The organism is Anabaena sp. TISTR 8404 (assembly GCF_056847745.1).
This window is the reverse complement of sequence record NZ_CP180578.1, coordinates 1,314,316-1,326,137: the sequence shown is the minus strand read 5'-3', so window position 1 is coordinate 1,326,137 and position 11,822 is coordinate 1,314,316. Positions and strand designations below refer to the sequence as shown.

The 11,822-nt window shown below is 38.0% G+C and carries 9 protein-coding genes and 1 CRISPR repeat array; of the genes, 1 reads left to right on the top strand and 8 read right to left on the bottom strand.

All coding sequences use genetic code 11. From position 1 onward, the window contains the following. Window positions 1-17: 17 nt before the first annotated feature. Window positions 18-440, top strand: a complete 423-nt coding sequence (locus ACMX3D_RS05680; protein WP_482750478.1) for a hypothetical protein — start codon at window positions 18-20, stop codon at window positions 438-440. Between the two features lie 336 nt (window positions 441-776). Beyond that, window positions 777-3,303: a CRISPR direct-repeat array (repeat unit 37 nt; unit sequence GTTTCAATCCCTGATAGGGATTATTTGAAATTTCAAC). 226 nt (window positions 3,304-3,529) lie between these two features. Here the strand turns inward: ACMX3D_RS05680 and cas2 are convergent. From cas2 to cas10d, 8 genes are all read right to left on the bottom strand, one after another. Further along, window positions 3,530-3,820, bottom strand: coding sequence for a CRISPR-associated endonuclease Cas2 (gene cas2 / locus ACMX3D_RS05675; protein ID WP_482750477.1), 291 nt, complete (start codon window positions 3,818-3,820; stop codon window positions 3,530-3,532). A gap of 19 nt (window positions 3,821-3,839) precedes the next feature. Next, window positions 3,840-4,844: a type I-D CRISPR-associated endonuclease Cas1d gene (cas1d, locus tag ACMX3D_RS05670; protein WP_482750476.1), complete on the bottom strand. Its 1,005-nt coding sequence runs from the start codon at window positions 4,842-4,844 to the stop codon at window positions 3,840-3,842. Between the two features lie 127 nt (window positions 4,845-4,971). Continuing rightward, window positions 4,972-5,565 (bottom strand): CRISPR-associated protein Cas4, encoded by a 594-nt coding sequence (gene cas4, locus ACMX3D_RS05665; protein ID WP_482750475.1) that lies wholly within the window; start codon window positions 5,563-5,565, stop codon window positions 4,972-4,974. 36 nt (window positions 5,566-5,601) lie between these two features. Beyond that, the gene (cas6, locus tag ACMX3D_RS05660; RefSeq protein WP_482750474.1) at window positions 5,602-6,438 is read right to left on the bottom strand and encodes a CRISPR-associated endoribonuclease Cas6; all 837 of its coding nucleotides are present in this window, start codon (window positions 6,436-6,438) and stop codon (window positions 5,602-5,604) included. Between the two features lie 39 nt (window positions 6,439-6,477). Further along, on the bottom strand, window positions 6,478-7,089 hold the full coding sequence (locus ACMX3D_RS05655; RefSeq protein ID WP_482750473.1) for a 2OG-Fe(II) oxygenase: 612 nt from the start codon (window positions 7,087-7,089) through the stop codon (window positions 6,478-6,480). 24 nt (window positions 7,090-7,113) lie between these two features. After that, complete coding sequence (cas5d, locus tag ACMX3D_RS05650; protein ID WP_482750472.1) at window positions 7,114-7,779, bottom strand: type I-D CRISPR-associated protein Cas5/Csc1; 666 nt, start codon at window positions 7,777-7,779, stop codon at window positions 7,114-7,116. 3 nt (window positions 7,780-7,782) lie between these two features. After that, a complete protein-coding gene (cas7d, locus tag ACMX3D_RS05645; RefSeq protein WP_482750471.1) occupies window positions 7,783-8,835 on the bottom strand; it encodes a type I-D CRISPR-associated protein Cas7/Csc2 in 1,053 nt (350 codons plus the stop codon). After that, window positions 8,835-11,819, bottom strand: coding sequence for a type I-D CRISPR-associated protein Cas10d/Csc3 (gene cas10d, locus ACMX3D_RS05640; protein ID WP_482750470.1), 2,985 nt, complete (start codon window positions 11,817-11,819; stop codon window positions 8,835-8,837). Before cas10d ends, cas7d begins: the two co-directional genes overlap by 1 nt. Between the last annotated feature and the right edge of the window lie 3 nt (window positions 11,820-11,822).

The window sequence follows — 11,822 nt, the reverse complement described above, 5'->3', positions numbered from 1 at the left end:
AGAGAGAAATAAAGCCAATGAATAATATTGATATGAATCTTTCTGATACGGACATTGAAATTTTACTTCTTGGAAAATGGCGATTTAATAAAGAGTGGGAAAAAATTTCTATTGAATTTAAAGATGATATGACTTATAGGCAAACTAGGACTCAAACATTTATTTTATCTAAACCTAGAGAATTGCTCACAGGTAATCAGTTTTCTGGTGTATGGTATGTAGATGATAGAAGATTATGTTTAATTGCTAAAGCTGCTCCTAAATCATTTTTAAATTTAAATTTAGTAATCTTACCTAACATTAATATTGCAGACATAGTATTTAATTTAGTTTCTCTGTTTATAACAGAAAAATATGAAATTATTAAAATTAATAAAACGGAATTTATGATAAAAGATGAAAAACAATCAATTATTGGCAAAAAAATAATTAAGTCCTGAAAATTTCTAGAGCTTGTAAAGTTGCTTGAGTTAATGTATTTATAACTCCTAAGAGGAAGTTTGGAAAGTCATAAAAGATACTAAGAACCCCTCTCCAAACCTCTCCCCGAAGCGGAGAGAGGCTTTGAAACCCCATTCCCTATAAGGGAATGGGGGCTGGGGGGTTAGGTTTTTCAGATTTTGATGTTAACAATAATACTTTCCAAACAACCTCTAAGACTAACTATAATTTGGAAGAATAGACTTCTTGCATATATTTAACTTAAGCTTCACGCAGAGCCGCAGAGGCGCATAAAGGAAAGAGAAACTTATAGGTAATAGAGAGGTTGATGATATGTTTCAATCCCTATTAGGGATTAATTGAAATTTCAACTGTATCTAATAGATATATCAAGTATATCCAAACAAATAGCCCCGTTTCAATCCCTGATAGGGATTATTTGAAATTTCAACAAATCAGACCATGACCAACCTATGGTAGTTTTGCTGTTTCAATCCCTGATAGGGATTATTTGAAATTTCAACCTTTTTCTCCCACGCTCCCCTTGGTCAAAATTTCGTTTCAATCCCTGATAGGGATTATTTGAAATTTCAACCGCTGCTACTAGACGCACTAAAAGCAATCAGCGTCACAGTTTCAATCCCTGATAGGGATTATTTGAAATTTCAACTTGGCGGGGCCGAATACATCTTTGATATGTATGTGTACGTTTCAATCCCTGATAGGGATTATTTGAAATTTCAACTTGATGAGCCAACATACTGGGCTGGTACACCTGGTTTCAATCCCTGATAGGGATTATTTGAAATTTCAACCAGTAGCCGTAGGACGGAATAAGGACGGCTGAGAGTTTCAATCCCTGATAGGGATTATTTGAAATTTCAACTCGAGACAAGTACATCAGCGATCGCGCCAATATCTCAGTTTCAATCCCTGATAGGGATTATTTGAAATTTCAACCAGGTTTAACCTAATGGTTATGGGGATTGACTTCGGTGTTTCAATCCCTGATAGGGATTATTTGAAATTTCAACTTCTAGTTTGGGGTAAGGTTAAGAAACCATTGTCAGGTTTCAATCCCTGATAGGGATTATTTGAAATTTCAACAAACTTATACCTAAAGCCTACCAAGGTCTGGCAACATGTTTCAATCCCTGATAGGGATTATTTGAAATTTCAACCGAGCAACCCGATTACGCTAAAGAGCTTAAGCTTGCTGGTGTTTCAATCCCTGATAGGGATTATTTGAAATTTCAACTACACCACCCCAAAATTGACCACACAAATAACAATGTTTCAATCCCTGATAGGGATTATTTGAAATTTCAACGACAGCATGGACGAAGAACTTAGCCGCCACCTCTGTTTCAATCCCTGATAGGGATTATTTGAAATTTCAACTTGTAATTCCTTAATCAGTTCTGATAGTTGCATCTTGTTTCAATCCCTGATAGGGATTATTTGAAATTTCAACATAATATTTACTCTTGCATTTCTCTCGTCAAATGTGTTTCAATCCCTGATAGGGATTATTTGAAATTTCAACTCCCCTACACTGGCTCAAGTATTTGGCTCTAGCGCGTTTCAATCCCTGATAGGGATTATTTGAAATTTCAACCAAATCATTTATTTTATTATTAGTATTGTTATGTTTCAATCCCTGATAGGGATTATTTGAAATTTCAACCCAATGACTAGTAACTAATCACAACAACTTCAATAGTTTCAATCCCTGATAGGGATTATTTGAAATTTCAACTGCTGTAAATGGGCTGTTGATTCACGTTTAATCAAAGTTTCAATCCCTGATAGGGATTATTTGAAATTTCAACTCCCTAGAGAAAGTCTGCCTTAGACACAACATCCGCGTTTCAATCCCTGATAGGGATTATTTGAAATTTCAACTGATATGAGCAAGTGCGGTGCATTACTTACATGGGGTTTCAATCCCTGATAGGGATTATTTGAAATTTCAACCTCAAGCCCGACCAGTGTAGACACATTGTCCACTCCTGCTGGTTTCAATCCCTGATAGGGATTATTTGAAATTTCAACAGTCAACTACCGTTGATGTTAGGCTATCTACATTTGAGGTTTCAATCCCTGATAGGGATTATTTGAAATTTCAACTATCACTAGTAAACATTCGTGCTGAAGCTAACTTAGTTTCAATCCCTGATAGGGATTATTTGAAATTTCAACTTTAAGTCGTCTATGCAATAGTCTGCAATGATGGAAAGGTTTCAATCCCTGATAGGGATTATTTGAAATTTCAACTCAAACTAGCTACCTTCAGCTTTATGTAGATAGACGTTTCAATCCCTGATAGGGATTATTTGAAATTTCAACATTGCCCAAGTGGAATATACGAGGTTTTGTGAAACTTGTTTCAATCCCTGATAGGGATTATTTGAAATTTCAACAGCAAGAGTAGTATGCTATGCCGATACAGCTTTAGTTTCAATCCCTGATAGGGATTATTTGAAATTTCAACAATGGGTGTGTCAAGGTAAACAGTAGTCAAGTTGCGTTTCAATCCCTGATAGGGATTATTTGAAATTTCAACACTTCTCGAAGTCCGTTCGGGGTCATCCAAATAATGTTTCAATCCCTGATAGGGATTATTTGAAATTTCAACTGGCTAGAACTACTGGATATTGAAGCCAAAGTAAGTTTCAATCCCTGATAGGGATTATTTGAAATTTCAACCTGGTCACAGCTTTGAGCCACTGTATATCAAATTTTTTTAAGTTTCAATCCCTGATAGGGATTATTTGAAATTTCAACGCGATCGCCCACAAGTCTTAATCGCTTAGGAATGCCGTGTTTCAATCCCTGATAGGGATTATTTGAAATTTCAACTGCGGGAGCCGAAAAGCTAATCTGTATTTGGTTTTCGAGGTTCAGTTTCGCGGATGGGTTGATTATAGCCGGAGAAAATTTTAGGTGATTTGAGAAAAATAGCTGAAACCAAGACGATACAAGGTGCGCGGATGATTTTAAATGATTTTTTCTGCAAATTCTTGTACTGAAAGGAAGACAGCTATTTTTCCTCAACCCTGATTTTCTACAGCTACCCATCCGCGCATTAGGCAAAGAAAATGGTTTCGTCGCGGGGTTGTTCGCCACCGATGCGTTCGATTTTATCAAAACAGCAAGCGCAGAGAAAGTAAAAGCGGATGCTGTCGGTATCAGGTTTAATGAGTTTGTGCAAACGCGATCGCAATTTGGCATATTGAGTCTCGGTAAGCTGGCACTCAAATACGCTATACTGCACCCACTGTCCATAAGATTTCAAAATTTTATGGATTTTGGTACGGCGTTTGTCTTCTGGGACATCGTAAGATACAACCACTTTCTTTTTCAATTCATCTTTCACTCAAACTTCCTCCTGTCACCTATTTCAAAACCAGTGGCGGATATTTCTCGGTTTCACCCATAAGGTATTTCGCTAATAGTCGCGCTTGTAGTTCAAAAGCTTCTTGATAAGTGCATTTGCGCCCCATAACGGGATGTTTAAATTCGGATTGTTTTTTCTGTGCGTATAAGCGCAGGAATGTTTTTCGTCCTTCAGGTGTGAGGGAAACTGCACCGCTTAAGGGTTCGGTGACAAAATCTGCGGGTGTTAGCAGTTGCTTGTTTAAGGTAGATAACACTACTGCATCTACTATTAGAGGGCGAAATTCTTCCATTAAGTCTAGTGCTAGAGAGGGTCTACCATAGCGATCGCAATGCAGATATCCTAAATATGGATCAAACCCAACTATATTAATCGCACCCTGCACATCATGGCGCAATAATGAGTAACCAAAACTAAGTAAAGAATTCACCGGATCAGTAGGCGGACGGCGCAAGCGGTGAGAAAATTGAAATTCTGCATTCTTAATTAGTTCATTAAAACAACCAAAGTAAGCTGCACTACCAGCACCTTCTAAACCTCGCAGGGAGTTGATATTATGTGTAGTGTCGATGGGTGCGATCGCTTGTTCTAATTGTGTAATCTTTTTAGATAAATCTATATCGGAAGATTCGCGCTGGCGACGAGTGAGGAGGTTACGGTAATTTTTCAATTTACCACGTACAAATCCTTGGACTACATGAATTGCTTGGGGTGATTCTCCAGCAGCTTGCCATTGGGCTTTGCGGACAAATATATTTTTCGTAACTTCTGGTTCTATGCGTCCTAAATAACGACCATTTTCTGTGAGGAATGTGAGGGGAATGCTGCGTTCTAGTAGTTCTGAAATAACAGCAGGCGAAACGGTAGCACGTCCTAAAACTACTACACCTTCTATTTTGATGAGTGGTACATCTAAAATAGTTTTTTTATCGAATTTGACGCTAAGGCGTTCATCAATTTTGCCAATGAAAGCGTCTTCTTGGCTGATGTAAACTGTACCCATGATTATTTCCTTTATGAGAGGTGAGAGAGAGTTTTTTTTGACGCAGAGCGGCGCGGAGGGTAGTGCAGAGTTTCGCGGAGGATTAGACACATTTTTTCTTTGCGTCTTTGCGCCTTGGCGTGAGCTTTTAAATAGCTTCTTGATAGCGTCTTACTTTATCGGCTGATTGAGGAAGACATTGAGGAGATAAACTGCATCCATCACAGCGTTTTGTTTTGATGGCTTTGGGCATTGCGCCTGTAAATAAAAGCATTTGTACGGCTTCAATTGTTGCGATCGCACTCTGTCTTAATTCGTCGTTAATTTCTACTAGTTGACGTTGGTGTGAATGTGCATAATAAATATAGCCTATGCTGATAGATTTGCCTGTCATTTCTTCCAAACACAAAGCTTGAGCGCAGACTTGCAATTCATCATTATCCCATTCGCCTTTGCGTCCGCGTTTGTATTCGATGGGGTAGCATTCACCGTTTTCTAATTCAACTAAATCGGCTTTGCCAATCAGTTTGTACTTATCAGATTTCAACCAAATGGCGCGAATTTGCCAAGTTTCTTCACGTTGTCCTTCACTTAAAGTATGGACGCGATCGTGTAAGGTTGTACCTTCAATTGTGTATTGGTTATCACTAAATTCGCCTGCACAAAACATCCGCCAACAGCGATGCGAACAGTAGGCATATTGGTTTAATGCTGCAATTGGTATATATTCAATATCGTTCATAATTTATTTCACACTTCAGACTTCATAATTCATACTTCACATTCGACGTACCATTCCCATACCCATTGTTGTTTTGCGTCCGACTCCTGCATATAACGCAAAGTTAGCTAAGGTGTTAAGCTGTTTAATTTGGCTAGGTTCAGCTTCACCTAATATTCGATAATTAACTTCGCCAATAATGCCAATAAATTTGCTGCGAGAGTCGGCTAATATTTCTGTGTGGATGTTAACAAATGAAGGGAATATTGACTCAAGAGAAATGCCAGATAGTTCTATACCGCTATATTTATTCCACCGCGAAATTAGGGAATTGAAAACACATTCTCTAGTCGGAAGGGTAGTATCAAAATGTCCTTGGCGGAAGGCGGTGGGTGTGGCGAAGGTAAAGTTAAGAGAACGTTCAGTATCACTGGCTTCTTCGTACAATTGAGTATAGGTGCAAGCATTTGCCCAAGGTTGCGTTGATTGGGGTGTGCCTTGAATGCTGGTAATATACAAATCAGCCGGGCCAAGATGCCAAGGGTGATTAGGATTGAGGTTGAGCCATAGTTGCGTTAGCTTACCAAAAAGCGTGTCATCTAATAAGGAGATACGCCACCAGCAGGGTGTTCCGGCGGAAATTGGTTTTTGATGTTCCCACTGTAGTTTAGATCCCCCCCTACTCCCCTTCAAAAGGGGGGAGTTAGTGCTACTAATTTGTAGCGGGGAGAGGGTAAAGGCTTTGTCTGCGGTAGAATCATGTAAGCGATCGCCTAATTCTCGATCTACAGAACTGACTAGAGTTAAAAATAGGGCGTGTAAATGTCTACCTGTAAGATACTGCTGTGGAATAGGCGACTGCGGAAGCAGATTAAGAACTAGACTGTGCGGCATATAATCAAGTCAAAAGTCAAAAGGCAAAAGTCAAAAAACTTACTTGCGTTTCTTTGTTGTATTTTGAGCAACTCTAGACTCTACTGTAAACTCTGGTATTTCTACGACTTCAGCATCGCTTAAAGTATACTGTTCGCAAACTAAACTCAGGCGGCTTCCAGGGGTTCTCACAGCATTGACAGAATGAGTTAAATCGCCTTGAAAGTAGAGTAGGGTATTCATCTGCGGCTTAATTTGTCCTAGTTGGCGTTTGTGCGATTTGAGTACCAGTTCACCCCCTTCCATATTTTCTGGTACGCGCACATAAAGAACGCTGACAAAGGTAGGTGGTTCAACGGTTTTGCAGTAGGAACGTAGAGAACGATCTATATGCGGATCGACGCGAGAACCTTCTTTAAGTAGTAAGGGGTTGAGGTAAAAAGCGTTACAGTTAGGCTGGAGAGCCAAATCAAGGTAGGGTTTGAAGTAGGGGAATTTTTGCTCTACTGTGGAGATATGCGATCGCCTGAATACCACAGAAAATCCCTTAGTACCGACAAAATCGCGGTTGAGGTTGTTGACAGCAAAGTAAGGACAAGCATGAATTTCTCCCCACAAGTTATTGAGGTATTCGCTGGGGAAGGCGTTTGGTTGTTGCTGATAGTGTTTCACAAGTGGGGAGCGTTGCAGTAATAATTAACTACGAAAATGATATGCCATACGAGCCGGAATTTTGATGTCTTTCAACTCTTTGAATTGATAGTATTGCCCTCGCATTTGTACATTTTGAATTAAACTAACTGGAGGCATATTCACCACATCGTAGCTAATCACTTGATTGGTAAACATCACATCCAAAGGATTTAAAGGATATTTGCAGGTAAATAAACCTTCAGTAGTTTGAGGTTGTGGTAATGGTTCAACTGTCACCTCAGCCTTACTCATCCATTTACCTAGACGAATCCATTTTGGTAATTTGAGTTCTTTTTGGGAGATAACAAAAAACTCAAATACACTTTCTGGTGCTAACTCTCTAATACGTCCAAAAGTAGGAATATTTTTGCTGATTTTATCCATTTTGACATGATAAGAGAGGTTAGCAAATTTATAGGTGTGCGTTACATAAGCAGATTCTAAAGGACGTGCAGGTGTAATATAAATACCTTGCTGATTGAGAGGTTCTAAATCTCTTTCGTAATGGGGTATATGCTCTGCATCGTAATAACTACTTTTCGCTAAACCAAGAGCATAAGCCAGAGCATAGTTATGTAAATATTGCTCTGTTACATAAAGCCTACCTAACTCACGAGTAGCAAAATACAGTGGGTCTTGCAATGTCAGGAGAAGACGATAAACTTGCATACATTATGAGTCCTCCCCTTCATCTGTCTTATTTCTATTCCTTCTACTTCTGCTGCTGTTAGTATTTTCTGATTTTTCTTCTTTCAGAACACCCGTTGCTTTTGCATAATTTAAAGTCTCTTCTGTCAATAAATTCATCCATTGTTGAAAACTAGCCTCATCTGCAAGAATAGATTGAGCTTCATTTTGAAGAGATACAAGAGCTTCTTTTGCGATTAATTCATAAAAAACTCCGTCTTCTTGAATCAATTCATTGACAGCTTGCTCGGTAGCTTCTTTAAGAGAATCAAGTTCATAAGGAGGTAAAACTTCTCCGATAATGTCATAAATTTTTTGAGTTAAGCGCAAATTGCTGAAAATTTCACCGTCAGCAAATATTATTGCTACAACCTTATTTCGCATTTGTCCAGTACGTGTAGTCTGTGCGCCATAACGTTTAGTACGGTACAAATTATTCAACAGATATAAAAAAGTATTTGGTGTCGGGTCACGTAATGTAACTACACTGGGAAAAGGCACTTCTGGCAATACATGGTCTTGTTCACTAAAACGGTTAGTCGTGTCTGTTCCCTGCGTCATAGTCCCATCTTCATAAGGTGCGTTCAGCGTAAAAGTTCCGTGAGACTCTTCATATTTGGGAACAGCGTAAGCTGAATCTATAAAAACTTTGGATTTCTCCGAACCAGAATTATCCGCGCCACCTTTACCGACAGCATAACCGTAAATAACGCAGTCAGGACAAACTCCACAAGGATTTTCATTGTAAGCGCAGTCTTTATTATGTTGGGTTTTGATATGACTGTAGATTTCATAACGTCGCAATAATTCACGTCCTGTTAAACGTTCAGGAGTAGTTTGCTTACGTTTAAAAAGAACTAAACGACTAATTACTTGTGGAGCATTTATTCCGGCTCTAACTCTTGCTACATTTAGTTCTCCATCTGTTTTAAATACTGCATAAGAGTCAGTTTCTCGCAGAATTACAAAGTGAGCATATTTAGCTCCTGGAATGCGAGGAATAAAATCCTGAAAATGTTTCTTGTATTGTTCAAACATTAATTTGACTCCTTATTTTCTGATTTTTGTGCTTTTTCTTCAGGCTTTTTGATGTACTGTTTGATATACCAAGCCTCCGCCGCATGACGAATAAGATTGATATTTTGTCTTAGAAGTGATCTTTCAGACCTACAATAGTTCTTAAATACTTCGTTGACAAAATATTTAGCAAATTCTTCAATAACAGCTTGACGCAGGTTTTTATCCTTCACTACCTCCGATGGTATATAACCTTCGTTATTGTTATTTAGTACACCATCTACTAGAGAAAACAAGTAACCTTCTATCATTAATTGCAGATCATCGTCAGCAGTATTAGGCTGGCTTTCTAAGATAACCTTTGCAGCTATGTTTAAAGGTCGAATTCTTGTGTAAGCTGAGGAATTTTTACCTGACGCTCGATAAAACTCAGCATATTTGTTCACTAATCCTTCAATCATTTTCATAGGGCTATGGCATTTGTAATAATCGATTAACAGTTGGTAGTAACTTAGCAATTTTGCGGCAACAATAATTGATGGATCATTAAGCTGAGTTGCTTTCTTTTTACGCTCCTCCTTTTTAATATTTTCAAGTATGCGATCTGCGTAATGAAACACATACAAAGGACTAGTATCTAAAGATTGAGAAACATTGTTTAAAGCATTCCATACAGGAAAATTTCTACTATCACGGTATGCTTGGGATGTCAGGGCATACACAGCAAAAGCCGCAGGAATAGCAGTTAACAACTCATCAAGACGGAAACTAGATTTTCTGATGCTATGTTGCCAGTAAGTATGTACGTCATCCAAAACCGCAGTTTCTTTAAAATCTGCTCCTGAGTCGTATGGTGGAAGAGTTGAGCGACTCGCAACTACTTTAACACCAAAGGTTAAAGGTGCAATTAGCGTTAATAGTGCTGGCATATGCCATACTTCTGTATCAGTTGGTTTTTTAAATAATGCTGGAATTCCTAAAAGATAATAGCCGTGCATCTGTCCTTCTAAATATTCTGTTTTTTCAAGCCGCCGTTTCTCATTTTCCTTAGAATCACTGCCTACCCTAAAAACATCTGCACGGGGAATATATTTAGGAGCGTAATTATGTTTAGCTAATTCTTTATCTAAATCATAAAAGACATTTTGAGCAAAGCTTTGATAGGCTCGATTCATTATAAGAGCCGTTTCTGGAGTGAAGTAGTAATCTGGATAAAGGTGCAGATAAACAACATCATCATCTACTTCTAAACTCCTGCGTAAAGAGTAACTACGAAGCAGTTTTTCTGCTTGGCAAACTGTACAAATACCACGTAAAGATTCTTTGGAAAGGCTAGTCACTCGCTTGTTAGTATAACTAGAAAATTCCTCTCGGACATCAAAGGCACTATTACAAACAGCACATATTGGTTCACGTTTACGATTAGCTTTATTACGATGGTAACGATTTAACTCTTTTTCAAAATCATGGTGTTTATCACTATCGCTGATATCTAATATTTGAGCAATATAAGAATCAAGAAAAGCAAACGCTGTTAACTGTTGTGGTTTACCCCATTCTGCAATTACTTGGCGGATAGCTTTTATCATTACATTTTCAAGTTCAGCATCATTGAAGTTGCCATTTTTACCAATATAATGTCCAGCTAAAAAATACCAACCATGAGGTACACCGCCAAGAGCAGGTATGCGTTGTAAAGCTTCTAGATATTCATTCATATCTAAAGCATTAAGTAAAGCTTGGATAGCCTTTTCTTCACTTACTTCATAGTATTCTTTAAGAATATCTACTAATCCTCTAACTCCTTCTGCTAGTCTATCTACCTGTAAACTAGCTGGGTAATTCCAATCTAAATCTACTAATTCAGGAAGTAACCTGATTTTTTCTCTTCTTTCGCCAGTTATCGGAGGTCGCTTTTCACCAAGTATATTAAAAACTTGGCGAATAAGAGTTGCTGCTGCAAGTTCAACATCAGCAACTTCTTTCATATCTGGTTTACAACTGATAATACCTTTTGGTTGACGATAAATTAAACTACCTAATCCCTTAGAAGCAGTTTTTAAGATGTGCGATCGCACTATTTCAGCAAGGTTTGATAAATCTGGTTTTTCACTATCTTTTGGTGCAAAGTATGTAACTCCATCAGGGAAAAATAAAAAATCTATCCATCCAACTTCCCTTGCTTTCTTTAATACTGCATTGTGAATTGTTTGAGTTAATAATCCTCGGTTTTCTATAGTACGATGATGACGAATAATATACTTATCCTTTAACCTGCGTTGTACAATTGCCCGAATATTTTCTTGATATAAACTATCTGGACGATGAGCTATAGAAGCTACTAAGTCCGCAAAGCGAACAAACTCAGCTAAGTTCATCAAATGTTCAGGAGGTAATTGTATATCTTGGAAGTTAGCCAGAGTTAAATTTGCTCCTCTTGCATCTTCCGCATTTTGGGCAAGAAAGGCTATATCTTGCCAATATTCACTGCTGATAAATTTCCATAGTCTTAAAGTTTCAGCCCAAATGTTGAAATAATGCTGATATTTATTCCATTCTTTACCATCCATCCGCACATTACCTAATTGCGTAAGTACAACCTTATTGAGGTCGTGCAGAGTAACTGCTGCTAAATATAATCGTTGTTCAAGTTCATCTAAATTTGCTAATTTAACTAGAGTCCAACCACCAACCGCTGCATTTAAGAGGTGTATAGCTAAACTTTGGTCTTTATGTTCAACTAATTTAGTAATAATTTTTTCTTTTTTCTCTGCTTTGGCATTAATAGCTAACTTTTCAGCCGCTTCTAAACTCATTCCTTTTGCTGGCTTGAGGCTGAAGTAATCAAGAATATTAGGAAATACCTTTTCTATCCAATCTCTCAAAACTTTATCTTCAGCCTTATTCAAAGTGTCTAATGCTAAAACTACTAACGGAGGCTCTTTTTCCGGTATAACGGGTTTACCATAATCATTAGGCTGTAACCAATCAAAATCATCTGTCATTTT